17 protein-coding genes and 1 tRNA gene are annotated in these 21551 nt (G+C 64.4%); 5 read left to right on the top strand and 13 right to left on the bottom strand.

All coding sequences use genetic code 11. The features are described from left to right. The 4 genes from KAK11_RS18520 to KAK11_RS18505 form a co-directional block, all read left to right on the top strand. Nucleotides 1-281: ATP-binding cassette domain-containing protein (locus tag KAK11_RS18520; protein WP_510606744.1), on the top strand; the 281-nt coding region annotated here is incomplete at its 5' end. 133 nt (nucleotides 282-414) lie between these two features. After that, entirely contained in the window at nucleotides 415-1557 is a 1143-nt protein-coding gene (locus KAK11_RS18515) for a branched-chain amino acid ABC transporter substrate-binding protein (RefSeq protein ID WP_210810822.1), read from the top strand. Nucleotides 1558-1607: 50 nt separating this feature from the next. Further along, entirely contained in the window at nucleotides 1608-2555 is a 948-nt protein-coding gene (locus KAK11_RS18510) for a porin (RefSeq protein ID WP_210810821.1), read from the top strand. 271 nt (nucleotides 2556-2826) lie between these two features. After that, nucleotides 2827-3513, top strand: a complete 687-nt coding sequence (locus KAK11_RS18505; protein ID WP_210810820.1) for a DUF1223 domain-containing protein — start codon at nucleotides 2827-2829, stop codon at nucleotides 3511-3513. Between the two features lie 7 nt (nucleotides 3514-3520). On the opposite strand, the gene KAK11_RS18500 is transcribed toward KAK11_RS18505, so the two are convergent. From KAK11_RS18500 to KAK11_RS18465, 8 genes are all read right to left on the bottom strand, one after another. Next, nucleotides 3521-4327: a restriction endonuclease gene (locus KAK11_RS18500; protein WP_210810819.1), complete on the bottom strand. Its 807-nt coding sequence runs from the start codon at nucleotides 4325-4327 to the stop codon at nucleotides 3521-3523. A gap of 178 nt (nucleotides 4328-4505) precedes the next feature. After that, the gene (locus tag KAK11_RS18495; protein ID WP_210810817.1) at nucleotides 4506-7211 is read right to left on the bottom strand and encodes an AAA family ATPase; all 2706 of its coding nucleotides are present in this window, start codon (nucleotides 7209-7211) and stop codon (nucleotides 4506-4508) included. After that, the gene (locus KAK11_RS18490; protein WP_210810816.1) at nucleotides 7208-8386 is read right to left on the bottom strand and encodes a metallophosphoesterase family protein; all 1179 of its coding nucleotides are present in this window, start codon (nucleotides 8384-8386) and stop codon (nucleotides 7208-7210) included. Before KAK11_RS18490 ends, KAK11_RS18495 begins: the two co-directional genes overlap by 4 nt. An 89-nt stretch (nucleotides 8387-8475) precedes the next feature. Next, a complete protein-coding gene (locus KAK11_RS18485) occupies nucleotides 8476-9441 on the bottom strand; it encodes an alpha/beta hydrolase family protein (RefSeq protein ID WP_210810815.1) in 966 nt (321 codons plus the stop codon). Next, complete coding sequence (locus KAK11_RS18480) at nucleotides 9438-12539, bottom strand: efflux RND transporter permease subunit (RefSeq protein ID WP_210810814.1); 3102 nt, start codon at nucleotides 12537-12539, stop codon at nucleotides 9438-9440. The genes KAK11_RS18485 and KAK11_RS18480 overlap by 4 nt, the downstream gene beginning before the upstream one ends. A gap of 15 nt (nucleotides 12540-12554) precedes the next feature. Continuing rightward, nucleotides 12555-13712, bottom strand: a complete 1158-nt coding sequence (locus tag KAK11_RS18475) for an efflux RND transporter periplasmic adaptor subunit (protein ID WP_210810813.1) — start codon at nucleotides 13710-13712, stop codon at nucleotides 12555-12557. A gap of 17 nt (nucleotides 13713-13729) precedes the next feature. Next, entirely contained in the window at nucleotides 13730-15124 is a 1395-nt protein-coding gene (locus KAK11_RS18470) for an efflux transporter outer membrane subunit (RefSeq protein ID WP_210810812.1), read from the bottom strand. 8 nt (nucleotides 15125-15132) lie between these two features. After that, nucleotides 15133-15876, bottom strand: coding sequence for a TetR/AcrR family transcriptional regulator (locus tag KAK11_RS18465; protein ID WP_210810811.1), 744 nt, complete (start codon nucleotides 15874-15876; stop codon nucleotides 15133-15135). Nucleotides 15877-15992: 116 nt separating this feature from the next. On the opposite strand from KAK11_RS18465, the gene otnI reads away from it, so the two are divergent. After that, nucleotides 15993-16808, top strand: a complete 816-nt coding sequence (otnI, locus tag KAK11_RS18460) for a 2-oxo-tetronate isomerase (RefSeq protein ID WP_210810810.1) — start codon at nucleotides 15993-15995, stop codon at nucleotides 16806-16808. Between the two features lie 91 nt (nucleotides 16809-16899). On the opposite strand, the gene KAK11_RS18455 is transcribed toward otnI, so the two are convergent. The 5 genes from KAK11_RS18455 to pheS all read right to left on the bottom strand — a co-directional run bounded on the left by KAK11_RS18455 (nucleotide 16900) and on the right by pheS (nucleotide 21465). Beyond that, nucleotides 16900-16976 (bottom strand) — tRNA-Pro (locus tag KAK11_RS18455). Nucleotides 16977-17009: 33 nt separating this feature from the next. Then, entirely contained in the window at nucleotides 17010-17471 is a 462-nt protein-coding gene (locus tag KAK11_RS18450) for a MerR family transcriptional regulator (protein ID WP_210810809.1), read from the bottom strand. Between the two features lie 41 nt (nucleotides 17472-17512). Beyond that, complete coding sequence (locus KAK11_RS18445; protein WP_246499151.1) at nucleotides 17513-17842, bottom strand: integration host factor subunit alpha; 330 nt, start codon at nucleotides 17840-17842, stop codon at nucleotides 17513-17515. Nucleotides 17843-17943: 101 nt separating this feature from the next. After that, complete coding sequence (pheT, locus tag KAK11_RS18440; RefSeq protein ID WP_210810807.1) at nucleotides 17944-20370, bottom strand: phenylalanine--tRNA ligase subunit beta; 2427 nt, start codon at nucleotides 20368-20370, stop codon at nucleotides 17944-17946. A 39-nt stretch (nucleotides 20371-20409) separates the two neighbouring features. Further along, nucleotides 20410-21465, bottom strand: a complete 1056-nt coding sequence (pheS, locus tag KAK11_RS18435; RefSeq protein WP_210810806.1) for a phenylalanine--tRNA ligase subunit alpha — start codon at nucleotides 21463-21465, stop codon at nucleotides 20410-20412. Nucleotides 21466-21551: the final 86 nt, after the last annotated feature.

The raw sequence follows: 21551 nt of genomic DNA, 5'->3' as shown, positions 1-21551 counted from the left end.
TGCTGGCCATGGGCCGCGCGCTGATGGCGCGCCCCAAGGTGCTGCTGCTGGACGAGCCTTCCATGGGCCTCTCACCCATCATGGTCGACAAGATCTTCGAGGTGGTCGACACCATCCACAAGCAGGGCGTGACCATCCTGCTGGTCGAGCAGAACGCCTCGCGCGCACTGGCCATGGCCAACCGCGGCTATGTCATGGAGTCCGGCGAGATCACCATGACCGGCGAGGCCCGGGCCTTGCTCACCGACCCCAAGGTCCGGGCGGCTTATTTGGGGGAGTAAGGGTTCGGCCCTTCCGTCCTGTTGGTTTCAAGCGGGATTAAATCAGTCTGATGGAGGGCGTGACCCCGCTCGCCCAGGTGCTTTCACAAGAGGCCTCACACCATCGGCTTTGGTACATCGGAGACATTTCTACATGAACGCGATCTTCAAACTCAGCGCCGGCGCTTTGCTCGTGGCCAGCAGCACCCTCGTCATGTCCCAAGACATGGTGGTCAAGATTGGCCACGTCGGCCCCACCAGCGGTGGCATTGCTCACTTGGGCAAGGACAACGAAAACGGTGCGCGCATGGCGATTGACGAGCTGAACGCCAAGGGCGTGATGATCGGTGGCAAAAAGGTGAAGTTCGAACTGCTGGCTGAAGACGATGCAGGCGACCCCAAGCAAGGCACGGCTGCTGCCCAGAAGCTGGTGGACTCCAAAGTGGCCGGCGTGGTGGGTCACCTGAACTCTGGCACCTCCATCCCCGCCTCCAAGGTCTATAGCGACGCCGGCATCCCGCAAATCTCGCCCTCGGCCACCAACCCCAAGTTCACCCGCCAAGGCTACAAGACCACCTTCCGTGTGGTGGCCGATGATGTGCACTTGGGCGGCACGCTGGGCAAGTACGCCGTCGAACAACTCAAGGGCAAGACCATTGCCGTGATCGACGACCGTACCGCCTATGGCCAAGGTGTGGCTGATGAGTTCGAGAAAGGCGTGAAGGCCAAGGGCGGCAAGATTGCCAAGCGCGAGTTCACCAACGACAAGGCCACGGACTTCACCGCCATCCTGACCTCCATCAAGGCCGCCAAGCCTGACGTCGTGTTCTACGGCGGCATGGACGCGGTGGCCGGCCCGATGATTCGCCAGATGAAGCAACTCGGCATCAATGCCAAGTTCATGGGCGGCGACGGTATCTGCTCGGGCGAATTGCCCAAGCTGTCGGCCGGTGCCATGGGCGATGGCCAGGTGGTCTGCGCCGAGGCTGGCGGCGTCGAAGGCACGCAGAAGGTCGCCATGGAAAAGTTCAAAGCTGACTTCAAGAAGAAGTTCAACACTGACGTGCAAATCTATGCGCCGTATGTGTATGACGCGACCCAGGTCATGGTCGCGGCCATGGTGAAAGCGGGCTCTGTCGATCCTGTAAAGTACTTGCCAGTGTTGGCCAAAACCAACGGTTATCAAGGCGTCACGGGTACCATATCGTTTGACGAAAAGGGCGACATCAAGAATGGTGCGCTGACGCTCTACACCTACAAGGGTGGTAACCGCGAACAAATCGCAGTGGTGCGTTAAGCCCCATCGTCTTCTGATTCAAATTCCATCCACTTCACGAAAGAAATGCCATGAAGAAGTTTCAAATGATCGCTGTGGCTCTGGCTGCTGCCGCTGCCACCTCTGGTGCCTTCGCTCAATCGAGCGTCAACGTTTACGGCCGTCTGAACGTCACCGTTGAGCGTCAAAAGACTGGCGATGTCTCCAGCACCAACCTGCAAAACAACAGCTCGCGCATTGGTTTCAAGGGCGTGGAAGACCTGGGCGGCGGCTTGAAGGCTGGTTTCCAGATCGAGCACGGCTTCAACCCCACCACCGGCGCTGCTGCCTCGACCTTCTGGGGTCGTCAAGCTGAAGTGAACCTGGGCGGCTCCTTCGGTTTGGTCCGTTTGGGCACGTTCACCAGCGAAGCCTACTTCGCCACTGCTGACTACATCAGCATGCACAATCACGACACCGGCACTTCGTCGGATGCTCTGTATGCATCGACTTGGAACCACGCCAAGAAGGTTGCTTACCGCACCCCGACCATGGGCGGCTTGGTCGCCGAGTTGGCTGTGACCGAAGCACCTGTCGGCGGCGAGCGCGGCATTGACTTGGCTGCCAACTACGACAAGGGTCCTCTGCACGTTGGCTTCGGCTACAACAAGCAAGGCGACGGCAAGCAGTTCACCTTGGCGGGTGCTTACTCCATGGGTGCCATCACCCTGGGTGCTTACGCCCAACGTGACACCGACCTGAGTGGTGTGGGCAGCCGTACCAACCTGCGCTTGGCAGGCATGTACACCATGGGTGCTACCGAGTTGCACCTGAACCTGGGCAAGGCCGGTGACGTGGGCAGCCTGAAGGACTCCGGCGCCAGCCAGTTCACCGTTGGTGTGAACTACAACCTGAGCAAGCGCACCAAGGTTTATGGCTTCTACACTGCCGTGAACAACGAGCGCAATGCTGCCTACATGTCTGGCACTGCAAACGCCGACTTCAGCTCGCTGGCCGCTGGCGTTCGCCACAACTTCTGATGTCACGACCAGCCTTTCACGGCTGGTCTGAACATCTGCGAAGCTCAGCGCATGCTGGGCTGAGCCTCTCAGCCGCTCTTCGGAGCGGCTTTTTCTTTGGCGGGTCCAAGGTGGTCTGGTCTCCGTCGGCTGTAAGGTCTCGAGCGCTCAGATCGACTAGGTGGAACCATCGCTTCACCGGGTTCCGATCATGCGCTCCTTGCCCATTGCCCTTGCCGCCTGCGGATTGCTCTGCAGCAGCTTTGTGGCTCCCACAGCCCATGCACAAACAATGGCGTGTCAGGCTCAAACGGGCAGCACACGCGCCACGGTGGTGGAGCTGTTCACGTCTGAGGGCTGTAACTCCTGCCCGCCCGCCGACAACTGGTTGACCAGCCTCAAGGACGCTCCCCACGTGGTGGCACTGGCCTTCCATGTGGACTACTGGGACTACATCGGCTGGAAGGACATGTTTGCCAATCCGGCCCACACGCAGCGCCAACGCCAGTGGCAAGCACGCACCGGCAGCCGCGCCATCTACACACCTCAAGTCTTGGTGAATGGCGAGGCTTGGCGACGCTGGCCAAGTGGCTTGAACGCCAGCAACAAAGCCCACCCTTTGGCACCAGCCTTGGCCATGAGGCAAGCCGGCCCGCAAGTCCAAGCGCAACTGAGCCCGAGCGCTGAAGCCAAACAGACCGGCGCCTTGCTGCAAGGCTATTGGGCGGTGTTGGAAGACGGGCACCGCAGCATCATCAAGGCTGGCGAAAACGACGGCAAAACCTTGCTGCACGACCATGTGGTGGTGCACTACTTACCGCTGGCCGCCTGGCCCGCTGGCGCCGCACAGGCCTTCTCGCTCAACGTGCCCCCGCCACGCAAAGGCGCACAAGGCCAGCGCGTGGCCCTTGTCATCGAAGACGTTCAGCGAGGCGAGCCGATTCAGGCGCTGGTTCTGGCCTGCGCTCAGGGGCGCTGAGGAAGGGTCACGGGTCGGGCGACATCGCCCCAGAGAACGCGACAAAAGGCCGGGCGCCGTGGCACTGGGGATAGCGGGTACAGCTCCAAAACGTGCTGCCCGCATGCACCCCACGGCGTGCCTGCCGCTTGATCATGGGCGCTTGGCATTTGGGGCAAGCCGGCGCAGCACTCTCGACGCTGCCAACCGATCCAGCAGCTGAGCCAGACACCGACTTGAGTGAGCGCTGAGCCAGCTTCAACCAACGCGACAAGCGGGGGCCCTCGACGAGGTGAATGGCAGAAGCCTTGGCAAACGCTCGCGCGTCGTCAGAAAAGTGGCCCGAAGTCAGCACATACGCGCTGGCCGCAGCACGCGTCTGCATCGTCAATTGCAGATCCCGCAACACCTGCACCCCCACCCGCTCAGCCCGCCAGTGCTTGCACAGCACCAGGTGCGTCTCACCGCCTTTGCGCAACACCATGTCCACATCGTCAGCTGCTGCGGCCTCGCCATTCGCCACCACGGCAAATCGACGTTGGCGAAATGCTTCGCTCACCAACTTTTCGAACTGGGCCCAGGTCATGCCCTTGAGCACAGCCGCCATGTCCTGCTGCGCATCTACACCGAGCGGTGCCGAATTGCCTGAGCGCTTGCCCCAGAAGACGCACAGGCCCCACAGCGCCGGAAGTCCCCAGCGCAGCAGTTCAAACACCAACTGCCGTGCGGCACCGCCCGGCCCCGGCATGGAAGCCCACTCGCGCAACGCCAAAGTCACACCGAGGGCCAGCAGAGCCATCACTGCCACGGCCACCCACCAGGGTATGACGGCCAATCCACCCTGCACCAGGTCCCCAACCGAACGCCGACGCTGCGGCATAGTGATCTCCAACGTATTTTTTAAGGCGGCGCCGATGCTATCTCAGCGTTCGCCCTAAAGGCTTTGGGTTTGCAGCAGGACGCCGCTGGTGGCGCAGAAGTACTCACCCAAGGAGCCCAGCGTCGCCTGCCCGTCACGCGGATGTGGGCAATTGTTGGAGGGGTACGCCCAGATCGCGCCACATCTCAGGGTGGCAACTGAAGAGCAAGACCTGATGTCGCTGGGCCGCATCAAACAGCACCCGCTTCATGGCGGGCAGTCGCTCGGCATCGGTGTGCACCAGCGCATCGTCCAAGATCAGCAAGGTAGGGCGACCTGCCTCTTTCAGCAAATCGGCATAGGCCAGTCGAGTGATCAAGAACATCTGCTCCCGGGCGCCAAAGCTCAGGGCTGGCAGTTCCTCATGCAGGCCGGCAGCGCGGCTGGGTCGATGCAGTTGGCGCGGCATCAGGTGTTCGTCCAGGCTGATCTCGGCCAGCGGGAACAGCAACTCCAGGTAGCGCTGCAGCTTACGTTGCAGCGGCGCCTGCAAGGCACTCAGACTGGCCTGACGCTTCTGCGCCAGACGCTGGCTCAGCAGGTCCAAGGCCTGCGCTCTGCGCTGCAACTCCGAGGCCCGTCTATCGGCCTGTGCCCATTGGCTGGCGAGTGCGTCGCGCTGCTCTTGCAGGCCCAGTGCGCTGCTGGCCACCAAGGTGGCGTGCTGTGCCGCCACAGCCTCACGCCGCTGTTGATGCTGCGACACCCACTGGGCAATGCTCTGGCTCAGGCGCCGTACATCTTGCGCCACGATATCCGGCCGCGCCGCCCGGTGCTGGGCTTGCGCCTGGGCCAAGCGAGCTGCCAAGGCCTCGTGATGCTGCGTCACCTCCAGCAGCTTGCTGCGCGCCTGGGACAGTGCCTCGGCGCGCTCCGGAGCCGCCAAGGCGGCTTGTGCAAGCTGTGCCTCTTGCTGCGCTTGCTGATATTGGCTGTGCGCCCTCACCTGGGCTTGCTGGGCCATGGCCTGTTGGCTCAGGGCCTCGGCTTCGGCGCTTTGGGCCTGCGCCACGGCTTGCTCCAAGGTGTCCAGCTCAGCTGCATCCCCCAGAGGCTCACGGGAACCTTCTACTGCTTCAAGCGGCCCCAGGGCCTCCAACGCGGCTTGCGCGGCCAGCAGTTCGTCGAGAGCGGCTTGGTGCTCGGCTTGCAGGGCCTCCATGCCGCGCGGGGCCAGCAGCTTCAGCGCTTGCTGCGCCAAGGCGAGCTCACTGCGCGCCTGACGCGCCTGTTGAACCAAGCGATGGGCCTCGGCCACATCCGCCACCTGCAGTCGCTCTAGGTCGGCGCGGAAGGCCGCGAGCGCTTGCGCCTGATGTGCCGCCCATTGGGCCAGATCCGCACCGCCTGGTGTGATGTGCAAGCGGCTGCCGTCTGGCCAGAGCAGCGTGGCCTCAGCGTCCAGCCATTGAGGCTCGCCCGAGGCCAGCAGCCCCGCCGTTGAGCCATCCACTCGCGTGATCGCCACCGCTGTGGTCTGGCTGGAGTGCCACTCAATCCGAGTTGCCACAGCCCGGCCTTGAGCCTCCAGGGCCAGGCATGCCGACTCCTTCTGACGCAAGGCCTCCAGATCGGATTCGCTGAGGCGCAAAGCAGCCGCCTCGGCCTGCCGCACCGCCAACTCCGCTTGCGCCTTGCGGGCCTGTCCCAGCGCCTGCTCTGACGCCTGGCAGCGCGCTGCTGCCTGTTCGTGCCGCAGCCGGCTCTGTTGACGCTGCGCCTGGCGTCGTGCGGCCTGCAAGGCCTCGCGGGCAGCCACAGCCGCCCTCTTGCTGGCCAGCACCGGCGCTTGGGCATCCCGCAGCCTCAGCTCAGCCTCCTGCAAGGCCGACGCCGCCTGCTGCAGCGTAGCCTGTCGCCACTCGGCGTCTTGCGCTTGGCTGTCTGCTGCTTGAAGCTGATCCCGCAACAAGCGCCGGGTCTGCGCCAAAACGTCGAGACGGGCCTGGTCCTCGGCGCAGCGCTGCTCGTGAGCGGCCAGCGCCGCCTGCTCGGCCTGGGCCTGGGCCAGCTGAGCACGCAAAGCCTCCCAGGGGCGCTCAGCTTGCTCTTGCCACAGCAGGTCGCGTTCACGCGTCCACTGATCCACCGCCTGGGCATAGCGCGCCAACTGGGCGTCGGTGTCGGCCAGTTTGACCTCGGCCTCTTGCACTTGACTCAAGGCCTCGGCCAAGGCGCCACGGGCTTTGCCGGTGCCCGTCAACAACTCTGCGCGCAAGGCTTGCACGCGTCCCAGCAGGTCGTCGCCGCCGCTGGCCGCCAAAGCCGACCAGGCCGTGCCGGCATCTCCAGCCAGCGCGTCATGCAAGTGCTCACGGGCGGGTGCCACATCCAGCAGATGCCCTTGGCCTTGCTCCATCCACAGCAGCCCAGGAATGCCCGTGTGCTCGGGGCGGCTGGCGCCTTTGGCGGCATAGCTGAAGCCAAACAAGGTGGCCAATTGGTCCTCGGCCTCCACGCCCTCCCACTGACGCGGCCCTAAGCTCAAGGCACAGCGCTTGCGCGCCAGAAAGCTCTTCTCCAACACGCCGGCGTCATCGCCCCACTCGAACTCCATGCGCACCGTGGGCGCGGCGCTGCCATCCTGCCAAGGGCGCAGGTCTTCTACCTGGGTAGAGCGATGCCGCTCAAAAAAGGCTGCGCGGATGGCCCGCGCCAAGCTGCTCTTGCCCGCTTCATTAGGGCCGACGACCACATTCAGCCCCGGGGCGAAGGCCAGCGTCACGCCCTGCCTGAACTGCCGCAGTTGCGACACACTCAAGCGCCGCAAGGCAAACTGAGCGAGTGCCGGGTGGCTCATGCGCCCGTCCTGGCTGGAGCTGCCCCGGTCGTTTGGCTTTCGCCAAAGCCGCGCAAGTCAGCCAACAGCTCCGCCAAAATCGCCAGCGCTTCTTGCGCCACGGGGCTTTGCGGGGTGTCCGCGCTGGCCTCTTGGCGCAATTCAGCCAAGACCTCCCCCACATAACCATCCGCCTGCAGGTCGGCCAGTTCTTCGTCGGTGGGGGCCAGCTTCAATCCCGATGAATCCACAGCCACATGACGCGCCACGCCATCAGCTTGGGCCACGGCTACCTCAAAGCGTTGTTGCATTTGCAGCGTCCACACCCCGCTCAAGCGCAGGCTCAGCACATCGGCCTCTGTGAGCGCCGCCAGCTTCAACAGCAAGCCATCTAAGTCGGAGGGCACGTTCAAGCGGTGCTCCCAGGCTTGCCAGCGAAAGCGCGCGGTGGGAAGTGCAGTGACCACGGGGGCCTCACCCGGCGCAGCAATCTCCACCCACAAGGCCTGCCCTGCGCCGTTGTCTTTGAAGCGTTCGGGCTCTGGCGTGCCGCTGTACCACGTGCGGGCATCGATGGCTTTGCAGCCGTGCCAGTCCCCCAACGCCAGGTAATCCAGCGACGCAGACGCAGCGCGCTGCGGCGCAATCGGGTTGGCCGACTCAATGTCTTCGGGCAGCACGCCTTGGACCGCGCCATGCGCCACACCAATGCGCCAGCGCGCGCTGGGGCTGGGCGCCGCATCGAACCAGGCCGTCAAATCCTGATGGGTGTGGCGCTGGGTTAAAGGCGCCGGCAGCACGGCCACCTCGCCCGCGGCGGTGGGCAAGGTCAAGAGCTCGGGCTTGAGCAACAGGTGCACATGGCTGGGCGCCAAGCCCAGGCGCTGCACGCGGGTCCAGACACTCTCAGCCAATGCGGCATCGTGGTTGCCAGGCAGCAGCAGCCACGGCCCGGTGAACGCCGCCATGGCATGGAACAGGCGCCGCAGCGTGCGGTCGGCCACGGTTTGCGCGTCAAACACATCGCCGGCCACCACCACAAAATGGGCCCCTCGGTCGCGCGCCAGCTCGGCCAAACGAGCCACCGTGTCCAGCCGGGCCTCGGCCAGGGCCACCGCGTTGTCCGGGTGGGTGGCTGCCATGGCGGGGTAGCTGCGGCCAATCTGCCAATCAGCCGTATGTAGAAAACGAAGCACGACGCGAGAACCTGTTGCGTTGGGGTCGTGCATCATAGGGAATTCAGAGGCTCAAGCCGTGAGCCTGTGCTACAAAACTGCACCGCACCTCAAAGCTCAAGTCGCTCCACCGCTGCAGCGTACTGGCCACGCCAGGCTTCTAAGGCGGAGGTGCTGGGGGCCTGGCCCTGCAATGCCGCCGCCAGCCACAAGTGGCTGATCTCCGTGGTGGCCGCCTTGACCTGTGCGTTGTGGCTGAAGCCCCCGGGCGCACTGCGGTCGGTGAAGATGCTGTGGGAGCCCCCCTTGAACACCAGCAGGCCTTTGCGCGCGCCGCCCATGTGTTGGTAGAGCGTCAAGCGATCCTCCACCGGGCTGAGGTAACCCGGAATCTTGATCACATCCTCGGTGGTGGTGATGTGCAGGTTCGGCACACTGATGCCCCCGACCACGGCGGGCACGTCCGCTTCGCCGTAGAACGGCGGCGCCGACATCAGCACCACCGCTTTGAGCCGCGGCTCGCGCAGATTCAATGCCTGACCTTGGCGCCTCACACCTGCGCCGGCTGCCAACATCAGGGTGTTGGCGCCATAAGAATGCCCGGCACCGACGACACGCTCCGCGTCGACACGGCCCCGCCACGCAGAGGCCCCCAAGACTTGGTCCAGCGCAAAGCGCAAATCCAGCACCCGGGCCAGGGCCTCCTCTTCCCGGGCAGCGTGTTGCAAGCGGTCCACCAAGCTCCAAGGGTTGCCCCACCAAACTTGGCGGTTGGAGCCTACATGCTCCAGGTTCAAACACGCCCACCCGCGTTGCGCCAAACCGCCCGCCAAATAGCTGTAGCCAAAGCGGTTGCTGCCAATGCCCGGGGAGATCACCACCAAAGGCCGTGGTGTTGACCCACTGCGTTCTGCGGGCAAGGTCAGGCGCGCCAGCACGGGGCGGTCGCGCTGCACATCAAGCCAGCTCAGTTCATGCACCTCCAAGCCCTCTGGCAAGGCGCTGGCACAGCCCACCCCCAGCAGGCCGGTGGCGGCCAGACCCGCCCCACCCAGCAGATGGCGCCGCCGGATCACTGGGGCTCCTGCACGGCAGCCTTGCGCGCTGCGGGTGCCCCGCGGCCCATCAGCCGTAACAGCCCTTGCGCCACATCGTCTACAAAGGTGAACACCACGGGCACCACCAACAGGCTCAAGAAGGTGGAGGTGATCAAGCCGCCGATGACCGCCACCGCCATAGGCTGGCGGAAGCTGGGGTCAGCCCCCCAGCCCAAGGCAATGGGCATCATGCCGGCCCCCATGGCAATGGTGGTCATCACAATGGGTCGGGCCCGCTTGTGGCAAGCGTCCATCAGCGCGTCCCAGCGGCTCATGCCATCACGCCGCGCCAAGATGGCGTAGTCCACCAGCAAGATGGAGTTCTTGGTCGCCACCCCCATCAGCATGATCAGACCGATCAAGCTGGGCATGGAGAAAGAACTCTTGGTCAGCAGCAAGGCCACAAAGGCGCCGCCCAAGGAGAGGGGCAAGGCGGCCAGGATGGTGATGGGCTGAGCCACGCCCTTGAACAAGAGCACCAGCACCAAGTAGATGCACAGCACGCCCGTCAGCATGGCCAAGCCAAAGCTGGCAAACAATTCCAGCATCACCTCCGCGTCGCCCAGCTCGGTTTGCCGCACTCCAGCGGGGAGTTGCTGCAGCGAGGGCAGCTTTTGGATCAGCTCAGCCGCGTCGCCCAGCGGCACGCCATTGAGCTCGACTTCAAAGTTGATATTGCGCTGACGGTCGTAACGGTCAATCTGAGCCGGCCCATCCTCCAAGCTCAGCGTGGCCACATTGGCCAGCATCACCGGCTGCCCGCCTTTGCCGGGCACCGTCATCTGGCCCAGCAAGGCCAGGTCTTGGCGCGCCGCTTCAGGCAGCTTCACCACAATGGGCACTTGGCGTTGCGGCAGGTTCAGCTTGGGCAGGCCCGCGTCATAGTCACCGCTGGTGGCCATGCGCAAGGTGTCGGCCATGGCTTGGCTACTCACGCCAGCGTCAGCGGCCCGGGCAAAGTCGGGGCGGACCACCAACTCCGGGCGGCGCAGGCTGGCCGTGGACGCGATATTGCCCAGGCCCGGCACGGTGCGCAGGTCGCGCTCCACCGCGCGGGCAGCTTCCAGCAGGCTGTGGCCGTCATCGCCCGAGAGCACCAGCACATACTTCTCGCCCGAGCCGCCCAAGCCCACGCTGACGCGGGCGCCGGGCAAGGCCTTCATGGCCTCGCGCAACTCTGTCTCAATCTGCTGTTTGCGGAGCCCAGGCCGCTCAGGGCGCGGGGTCAGCGTCAAGGTCAGCGTGGCCTTGCGCACTTCTGCGGCGCCGCCGCCGGCAAAGGGGTCGCTGCCCGACGCCCCGCCCCCAATGGCGGTGTAAACCTGTTTGACATGCGGGTTCTGGGTGACGATGCGCCGCGCTTCCTCGGCAGCCGCCAGGGTGTCCTTCAGTGTGCTGCCGGGTGGCAACTCCACATTCACCTGGGACTGGCCGAAGTCATCGGGTGGGATGAAGCCGGTCGGCAGCAGCGGAATCAGCATCACCGAGCCCACAAAGAAAGCAATGGCACCGGCGGCGGTCACCCAGCGGTGCTTCACGCTCCAGGCCACCGCGCGCATATAGCGGCTCATCACCCAGCCATCGCCCGTCTCTTTGTGGTTGAGCAAGGGCTTCATCAGGTAGGCCGCCATCATGGGGGTCAGCATGCGCGCCACCACCAGCGAGGCAAACACGGCCAGCGCCGCCGTCCAGCCAAACTGCTTGAAAAACTTGCCCGGAATGCCGCTCATGAAGGCCGTAGGCAAGAACACTGCGATCAAAGTGAAGGTGGTCGCAATCACGGCCAGGCCAATTTCATCAGCCGCCTCCATGGCCGCTTGGTACGGCGTCTTCCCCATCTTCAGGTGGCGAACAATGTTTTCGATCTCCACAATCGCATCGTCGACCAAGATGCCGATGACCAAGGACAGAGAGAGCAGGGTCACCACATTGATGGAGAAGCCCAGCGCATGCATGCCGATGAAGGCGGGGATCACCGACAGTGGCAGGGCCGTCGCCGCCACAAAGGTGGCGCGCCAATCCCGCAGAAAGAACCAGACCACCACCACGGCCAAGAAGGCGCCTTCATACAGCAAGGCCATGGACCCATCGTAGTTCTCGGTCACCGGGTCCACTTGGTTGTAGACCTCGTTGAACTGCACGTCGGGGTGCTTTTCGCGCAAGGTCTTCAACACCTTGGCCACACCCTCGGCGACCTCGACCTCACTGGCCCCGCGGGCCCGGCTGATCTCAAAGCCGACCACAGGCTGGCCATCGCGCAGCGCCACGCTGCGCACCTCGGCCACCGTGTCTTTGACACTCGCGACTTGGTCTAAGCGCACGCGGCGGCCATCGCTGAGCGAAAGCTCCAGCGCCGCCAATTGCGCCGCCGACTGCACCGTTGCAATGGTGCGCACGGTTTGCTCGGCCCCGCCCAAGTCTGCCCGCCCGGCCGAGGCCTCTTGTTGCACGGCCTTCAACTGGCGCGAGACATCGGCAGCCGTGGCCCCCAGTGCCAGCAGGCGCGCGGGGTCCAACTCCACCCTCACCTCGCGGCTGACGCCGCCCACGCGGCTCACCGCGCCCACACCGTTAACGCCCAGCAAGGCCTTGGTGACATCGTTGTCGACAAACCATGACAGCGCCTCATCATCCAATCGCGGGGCCGCGACCGAATAGGTCAAGATGGGCGTGCCCGACAAATTGAGCTTGCTGATGACCGGGTCGCGCAAATCGCCCGGCAAATCCGCACGCACTCGATTGACGGCATCGCGCACATCGTCCACCGCCTCTTGGGTGGGCTTCTCCAAGCGGAACTCCACTGTCACGGTGGCCGTGCCATCCTGCATCTTGGCGTAGATGTGCTTGACGCCTTGCAGGGTGGCTACCGCGTTCTCGATCTTGCGGGCGACTTCTGTCTCAAGCTGTGCGGGCGAGGCGCCCGGCAAGGACGCCGTCACCGTGACGGTGGGCAGCTCCAGGTCCGGAAAATTCTGGACCTTCATGGCCTTGAAGCTGAGCAGCCCGGCCACCGTCAACAAGACAAACAGCGTGAGGGCGGGAACCGGGTTCTTGATGGACCAAGCAGACACATTCATAGCGCGGCTCCGGTCTTAACGTGAAGCAGCGGAGGCCGGCGCAGACACGGGCGGAGCGGCGTCCGCCACCACCTTCACCGTGTCACCGTCACTCAAGAAGGCACCGCCGCTGACCACCACCCGGGCATCTGGCGCAAGGCCCTGCACGGCCACGCGCTGGGCCTCGCGGCCGAGCACCGTGACCTTGGTCTGCGCCACCCGGCCTTTGGCATCCACGCGCATCACCACATCAAAGCCATCGCGCAACAGCAGGGCTGAGCTGGGCAGGCTCAGGCTCTGAGCAGCCCCGAGCTGAAACTCACCGCGCGCAAACATGCCGGCCTTCACCGCAGGCGAGGCCTGCAAGTCCACATAGACCACGCCGTTGCGCGTTTGCGCATCCACCGTGGGGGCCACGCGGCGTACCACACCCGGCACCGCATTGCCGCCCGCAGGGGTCAGCACCGCAGGCTGGCCGGGTTTGATGCGCGCCAAGTCTGCTGCGGGCACCTCAGCCCGCCATTCCAAGCGGCCCTGGCGGATCAGGCGGAACAGCTCTTGGCCGGCCGGCACCACCGCCCCAATGGTGGCCGTGCGCGCACTGATCAAGCCGTCGTCCGGCGCTTTGATCTCCGTCTGAGCCAGCCGCAGCTTGGCGGCGCCTAAGGCGGCTTGTTGGGCCGCCACGCGGGCCTGGGCGGTCTGCGCTGCGGTCAGCATCTGACCAATGGCTTGGGCACTCATCGCACCACTGCCTTGCACGGCGCGCGCTCGCTGAGCGTTGGCCTCGGCATCGGCTGCAGCGGCTTGGGCTTCAGCCAAGGCGGCCTCCGCTTGGGCCACTTCGGCCCGCACAGTGTCGGACTGCAGCGTGGCCAAGAGCTGGCCTTTGCGGACCCTGTCACCGGCCTCCACCAAGACGTTGGCCAAGCGCAAACCATTGGCTTCTGCGCCCACCACCGCCTCCTGCCATGCTGCCACGGTGCCCGTCGCCGATAAGGCCACAGGCATGGCCATGGTTTGCGGCGAGACCACGCGCACCGTGAGCGAAGAGCGCGCTGCCGACGCAGCCGCTGCCGAGGGCGCGGCTGTGCCCTGCTCAGGCTTGGCCGCAGGGTCCGCGCCCCCGCACGCCGTCAAGCCCGACGCCACCAACACCACCCAACTCGCACGGGTCCATACCTGCTTGCTCATGATTTGCTTTCTCTCTCTCAATGTTCTTGCGGGGCCGACCAGCCACCACCCAAAGCGCGGTAGAGGTCAATCCAAGCGCTGACTTGTTCTTGGTGGGAGGCCACCACCAGCGTCTGCGCCTGTAGGCTGGCCCGCCGAGCCTCTTCCAAGGCCAAGCCACTAGCCAAGCCTTGCTGCTCCAGCGCGCGCGTGGCCTTCCACACCGTGTCCGAGTGGCTCGAGGCCTGCTGCGCTTGCTGGCGGCGCTGCGTGGCTGCCTGCAGGCTGACCAAGGCTTGCTCGACTTCTCGCACTGCTGTTCGCAGCACCGCGTTGTAGGTCACACGGGCTTCACTGAGCGCAGCCTCTGCGGCCTGCGTCCGCGCCGTGCGCTGGCCACCGTCCCAAAGGGGCAGGCTGATTTGTACAGGCCCTACCGACCACACCGTGCCGGTGTCAGTGAGGCCTTGGGTGGCCACTTGCAGGCGGCCCAATGAGCCCCCCACACTGATGCGTGGCCAGCGGGCCGCTTGCGCTTCAGTCAGGTCTGCGGCGGCGGCTTCCAGCTGACGCTCTGCTGCAAAAACGTCGGGGCGCTGCTGCAGCACCTTTGCGGGCACTTCACTCACCCCCAAACCCACGGGCTCGGGCAGTTGGCCGCGGCGGGCTTGCAAACGCAGGCGCAAGGGCTCTTCTGCCACGCCCGTCAACGCCACCAAGGCCTTGACTTCACGCTCGCAAGTCGCCGCCAAGGCCTGCACTTGCGCCTGGGCCTGGGCCTGTCCGGCGGCCAATTGCGCCGCATTGGCCTCGGATTCAAATCCTGCTTGGCGCAAGACCTGGGTGAGGCGCAAGGAGTGTTGGCGAGACTCAGCATCTGCCTGCGCCTGGGCCACCGAGGCCTCGCAGGCCCGCAGCGCCAGCACACCTTGTGCCAACTGCGCAGCCACGCTTACACGGGCCTCATGCCACTGGGCTTGCGCCCCTTGTTGCCTTGCCACCGCAGCATCCCGGGCAGCCCGTTGGCCGCCGAACACATCCAGCTCCCAACTGAACTGCAAGCCCGCTTGTGCAGTGTTCAAGACGCCGCTGGCCAGATCAGGCCGGCTGCGCTGGGCGCTGGCTGAGGCATTCAGCTGCGGCGCCAGTCCCGCACCCGCGGCCACGCGCTGGGCTTGCGCTTGTGCCAAGCGCGTGGCCGCCGCAGCAACGCTGGGGCTTGCCGCTTGGGCTGCCGCCAGTAAGTCCGGCAGCGCAGGTTCACCAAACTGCTGCCACCACTGCGCCAACTCGGCCACCGAGCCTTGGTGCGGCTGCGGCGCTTGCCAAATCTCGGGCACGGTGGGGCTCACAGGCGCAGCCTGTAAAGCAGGGCCGCACAGGCTGGCAGCAGCACAAACCGCAGCCAGCGTTCTCAAGGGCTTGTTTCGCATCTTCTCTTTCATGGCTTTCTCGCTCCCGCCCGCACGCGACGCGGCTTAAGCGGGGCATCTTCCGGCTGTGTGCTGCGGCGGACTCTTTCCGCCTCGACCATGGCTTGGGCTTGCCACACCAGGCATTGGGCCCATTTGGTGTTGGCCTCGGGGCCAAGGTGCAACTGAGGAGCCACGGCATCCGCCACATCGCGCCCCACATGCAAGTGAACCCCCAGGGCCGAAATGCACAGGGCCAAGCGCTGCAGGTCATCATCAGGCTGTGGCAGCTCTAAGGCACGCATCAGCAACACCAACAGCGCTTCATGCAAGGGGCGAATATCGTTGGCAATCTCTTCTGCCCACAGGCCCGTGGGCTCCAGCATCTCGCGCATGCGTAGCTGCACGCACAAGCGACTCGCTTCGCCTTGTCTCAGGGGCTCGACAAACACCGCAAAGTAATGGGCAAAGGCCTCAGCCAAAGGCATGTTATGACTGAGCCAGGGCGGCTCGGCCTGAGCTTGGGGCTCGCACAGCGGCTCAAAGAACGCCGCACGATACAGGCCGGCCTTGTCCCCAAAGTGGTAGGCAATGGCCGCCACATTGGCCCCGGCCGCCTGCGCGATCTCTCGCGTCGAGGTGGCCGAAAAACCGCGCTGCGCGAACAGGCGCAAGGCCGTGAGCAGCAAGCGCTCGCGGGTCGCTTCGCCGTCAGCGCGGCCCGGTGCGCGAGTGCCTTCTTCGTAGGTGTGAGGCCGGTGCTGATCAGTCATGGCCGCCAGTGTAGCGACTTAGATCAAACGATTGATTAACTTTACCTGCCTCAGGGTTTTTAAGACTGTGTCACGCAGAATGGGCGGTGGTGCCTCTCCATGCAACGAACAGTCTTATGCCTCGCTTTGCCGCCAACCTCACCATGCTCTACAACGAGCACCCCTTCCTGGACCGCTTCGCCGCGGCAGCCGCAGACGGCTTCAAGGGTGTGGAGTTCCTCTTTCCCTACGCTTTTGCGGCCTCAGAGATGGCCCAGCGCCTGAGCGATCACGGCCTGCAGCAAGTGTTGTTCAATGCCCCGCCGGGTGATTGGGATGCTGGCGAGCGGGGGCTGGCCTGCCTGCCGGCAAGGGTAGACGAGTTCCGAGCAGGCATTGCTCGGGCACTGGAGTACGCCCAAGCCTTGAAGTGCCCACGCATCCACGTGATGGCCGGTTTGGCGCCTGCCGAAACGGAGCGCGCAGCACTGCAGGCGACCTATGAATCGAATTTGGCCTGGGCCGCAGTGCAAGCCAAATCTTGTGGCGTGGACGTTTTGATTGAGCCCATCAATACCCGCGACATCCCGGGATTTTTCTTGAACCGCCAAGATGAAGCCCACCGCATCGTCCAAGCCATCGGCGCGCCCAACCTGAAGGTGCAGTTCGACCTCTATCACTGCCAGATCGTGGAGGGCGATGTCGCCATGAAGATCCGCCAGTACTTGCCCACCGGCCGTGTGGGTCACTTTCAACTGGCGGGGGTGCCCATGCGCCATGAACCCGATATGGGCGAGTTGAACTACCGCTACCTCCTTAACGTACTAGATGAGGTGGCAACGGAATGCGATTGGGAAGGCTGGGTAGGCTGCGAGTATCGGCCTGCGCGGGGCGCTGTGGCGGGTGCGACCACCGCGGGCTTGGGCTGGCGAGCGTTGGCCGACAAAACCTGACCCTCGCTAAAGCGAGGAGCGGCGTATCATCATCGTCGCGCCATAAAGCAAAAAGCCTGGTGTCTTGTGGACACCAGGCTTGTGCTGTTTTTGGTCGGGGTGGCGGGATTCGAACTCGCGACCCCTTGCACCCCATGCAAGTGCGCTACCAGGCTGCGCTACACCCCGACTGAAGCAAGCATTATATGCTGAGAATTGGGCTTATGCAGAAAGCAGTTCGCGAATTGCCATTAATTCGTGTCTGACCTGTTCAGCCGAGGGGCGGGACCCCAGTGTGGGCAGGGGCTCGGCAGTGAATGACTGCTGAGAGATCAGGCCGGATTCAGACTGCGCCGCAGCGTGGTCGCGCGCCAAGTGCTCCGCGTGGGCTTGTGCCTCGGCTTCGCTCAGGCCGAGTTCGGTCAGGCGGTTGCGGGCACCGCTGATGGTGAAGCCTTGCTCGTAGAGCAAGTCGCGAATGCGTCGGATCAGCAGCACTTCATGGTGCTGGTAATAGCGGCGATTGCCGCGACGCTTCATGGGCCTGAGCTGGGTGAACTCCTGCTCCCAGTAGCGCAGCACATAGGACTTCACGCCACACAGCTCTGCGACTTCTCCGATAGTGAAGTAGCGCTTGGCCGGAATGGCGGGCAGTGGTGCGAGGGGATCAGTGGCAATGTCCATGGCGCGGAACTCAGCATTCAGCAGCGTAGAGCCGACAGACTTTACTCGAAGTCATCCGCCGGTGGGACATCGCCCTGAACCAAGGCCTTGAGCTTATGACTGGCGTGAAACGTCACCACATTGCGCGCGGCAATGGGGATGGACTCCCCGGTGCGCGGATTACGCCCCGGGCGCGGCGCCTTGCGCCGAATCTGAAAATTGCCAAAGCCGGAGAGCTTGACGTCATCGCCCTGGACCAACGAGGTGCAGGCGATGTCGAAGAAGGCTTCGACCATGTCCTTGGATTCACGCTTGTTCAGGCCCAAGCGCTCGAACAACAACTCGGCCAACTCCGCCTTGGTCAAGGTGGGGGTCTCGACAGAGGTGAGCATCAGGCGCTCGACCGGCGCTGCCACCGGCGCCGGTGTGTCTTGTGCATCAATGGGAGGGGCCATGATCAACAATCCCAACAGTGGATTCGGATTCGACTCTATCAAGCGCGCAGGCGCGCACCGCACTGTGCCTGAGCACGGGCGACTGCGGCTTGCAGGCTGGCCTCAATGCGCTCATCGGTCAGGGTGCTGTTGTCGTCCAACAACTCCAAGCGCACCGCCAAGCTGCGCTCCCCTGCCCCAACCTCTGCCGTGGCTTGCGCGGGGCGGTAGATGTCGAACAGGGTGGCTTGACGCACCAGGCCTTCGGGGTCCGCCCGAAGAGCGGCCATCAGTGCATCATGCGTCACACTGTCTTGCACCACCAAGGCCAGGTCGCGCAGGGCGGCTTGCTGCTTGGGCACGGCTTGGGCCTGCGGCACCGCGCGCTGCTGCACGGCCGCCAGGTCGAGCTCAAACATCACCGGCGCCTGCGGCAGGTCATAGGCTTGACGCCAGCGCGGGTGCATCTCGCCGATGTGGCCGATGACGGTGCCTCTCAACTCCACGGCGGCACAGCGCCCGGGATGCATGGCGGGGTGTTCGGCCGGGACAAAGCGCGCCACATGGGGCGCGAGCAAAGCTTCGAGGTCGCCCTTGAGGTCAAAGAAGTCCACGTTCTTGTCGGCGCGGCCCCATTGCAGCGGCTGAGCCGGGCCAAAGGCCAAGCCGGCTACGCGCATGGGCTGGTGCACCCCCGCCACGGTGCTGTCAGAAGACGCGACTGAAGCGTCGCGCAGAAAGACGCGACCCAGCTCGAACACGCGCACGCGTGGTGCTTTGCGAGCCAGGTTGACCTTCAGCACTTGCACCAGGCTGCCCAGCAGGCTGGAGCGCATCACCGCCAAGGGCGCAGCAATGGGGTTGAGCACCTTGATGGGGTTGGGGTTGCCCGCCAACTCGGTCTCCCAGCGCTCTTCCACAAAGCTGAAGTTGATGGTTTCTTGGTAGCCCAAGCGGGCCAGCGCATGGCGCACGGCATGGCTGCTGCGCTGGGCCTCTTCCCGCACGCGGGCAGTGACTGGCGCCAGCGGCGGCGTGCCGGGCAAGGCGTTGAAGCCCACCACGCGCGCGACCTCTTCGATGAGGTCTTCTTCTAAGGTGATGTCGAAGCGCCAGCTCGGGGGCGTGACGGTCAATACACCCTCGGCCTCGGTGAAGGGCAGACCCAAACGGGTGAACACTTCCGCGCACTGAGCCTGGCTGACCGGCATACCGATGACCTTGCTGGCACGCGCCACGCGCAGCGCCACCGGCGGGCGCGCCGGCATGGCAGGCTGGGTGTCGGTGATGGGCCCGGCCACGCCACCGCATACGCTTTGCACCAAGGCCGTGATGCGCTCGATGTGCTCCACCGTCCCCACCGCATCCACGCCCCGCTCGAAGCGGTGGCCGGCATCCGTGGAGAAGTTGAAGCGGCGCGAGCGCCCGGCCACCGCAGCCGGCCACCAAAAGGCAGCCTCAATGTAGATGTTGCGGGTGTCGTCGGACACGGCCGTGGCGTCGCCGCCCATGATGCCGGCCAGGGACTCGACCGCTTGCTCGTCCGCAATGATGCCCACGTGCTCATCCAAGGCCACCGTGTTGCCATTGAGCAGCTTCAGCGTTTCGCCCGGGCGCGCCCAACGCACTTGCAGGCCACCGTGGATCTTGTCCAAGTCGAAGATGTGAGAAGGGCGCCCGTATTCGAACATCACGTAGTTGGAGATGTCGACCAAGGGGCTGACCGAGCGCTGGCCGCAGCGCGCCAGGCGTTCGACCATCCAGGCCGGCGTTTGCGCCTTGGGGTTGACGCCTTGCACGATGCGCCCGCTGAAGCGACCGCAGAGGTCAGTGTCCTGGACCGTGACGGGCAGCGTGGCTGCGTGGCCAGCGGCCACGGCAGGAATCGCCGGGGTTTGTAGCGGTGTGCCTGTCAGTGCACTGACCTCGCGCGCAATGCCGTAGACGCTCAAGCAATGGCCCAGATTGGGCGTGAGCTTCAGCGTGAACAGGGTGTCGTCGAGGTTCAGTGTGTCGCGGATGTTCTGACCCACCGGCGTGTCCAGTGGCAGCTCCAACAAGCCGCCGTGGTCTTCGCTGAGCTTCAACTCGCGGGCCGAGCACAGCATGCCAAAGCTCTCGACGCCGCGCAGCTTGCCCACCTTGATGGCAAAGGGTTCACCGCCTTCTTCAGCCGGCGGCAGTTGGGCCCCCACCAGCGCCAGCGGCACCTTGATACCCACGCGGGCATTGGGTGCGCCGCAGACGATTTGCAGCGGGCCGTCTTTGCTGTGCGGGCCGGCATCTACACGGCACACGCGCAGGCGGTCCGCATTGGGGTGCTGCTCGGCTTCGACAATCTCGGCCACGACGATCTGGGAGAAGGCCGGCGCCACGGGGCGCATCTCTTCCACTTCCAGCCCGGCCATGGTCAACAGGTCAGCCAGCTCTTGGGTGTTCAGCGGTGGGTTGCAGAACTCGCGCAACCAGGATTCAGGGAATTGCATGGGAACTCTCTTGGGGTGTTCTTGAAAGGACGGCGGGGCTCAGCGGAATTGGCTGAGGAAGCGCAGGTCTCCATCAAAGAACAGACGCAAATCATTCACACCGTAACGCAGCATGGTCAGGCGGTCGGGGCCCATGCCAAAGGCAAAGCCGATGTAGCGCTCTGGGTCCAAGCCGAAGTTGCGCACCACATTCGGGTGGACTTGGCCGGAGCCGGCCACTTCTAACCAACGGCCTTTCAGCGGGCCTGAGGAGAAGGCGATGTCCACCTCGGCCGAAGGCTCGGTGAAGGGGAAGAACGATGGCCTGAAACGCAGATCCAGATCATCGGTTTCAAAGAAGGTGCGGAAGAAATCGGTGAACACCGACTTCAAGTCCTTGAAGCTGACGTTCTCGCCAATCCACAGGCCTTCGCACTGGTGGAACATGGGCGAGTGGGTGGCGTCGCTGTCCACACGGTAGGTGCGGCCTGGGGCGATGACGCGGATCTCGGGCATGGCTTGGCCTTGCGCCATCTGGGCCGCATGCTTCGCCGCGTGGGCGCGTGCATAGCGCACCTGCATAGGGCTGGTGTGCGGGCGCAGGTTGTACCACCGGCCACCTTCGTCCTTCATATCGACATAGAAGGTGTCTTGCATGGAACGCGCCGGGTGATTTTCCGGGTTATTCAATGCCGTGAAGCTCATCCAGTCGGTTTCAATTTCGGGGCCATCCGCCACATCGAAACCCATGGAGCCAAAGATCGCTTCGATCCGCTCCATGGTGCGTGACACCGGGTGCAGGCCACCCAAGCCTGACTGCCGGCCCGGCAGGCTCACGTCCAGCGCTTCGGCCTTGAGCTGGATCTGCAGCTCGGCATCGGCCAAGGCTTGGCGGCGGGCTGTCAGCGCAGACTCGATCTGCTGCTTGACCACATTGATCTGCGCGCCTCGGGTTTTCTTCTCTTCAGGCGACAGTGCGGCCAGGCCTTTGAGCAGCTCGGTCACACGACCAGCCTTGCCCAGGTACTTGGCCTTGGCATCTTCCAGGGCGGCGGGGTTGGCTGCGGCATCGAAGTCAGCGCGGGCCGTGGCCACCAATTGATCAAGGTCGCTCATGAAGAGTCAGCAAAACAAAAGGGAGAAATGAAAAAAGGCCGCACCCAAGGTGTCGGCCTTCGTGAACTTGAGGCCTGGGTCAGCAT

Origin of the sequence: Ideonella paludis, assembly GCF_018069865.1 — a bacterium.
Taxonomy (GTDB): domain Bacteria; phylum Pseudomonadota; class Gammaproteobacteria; order Burkholderiales; family Burkholderiaceae_C; genus Ideonella; species Ideonella paludis.
This window is presented reverse-complemented; position numbering and strand designations above follow the sequence as displayed.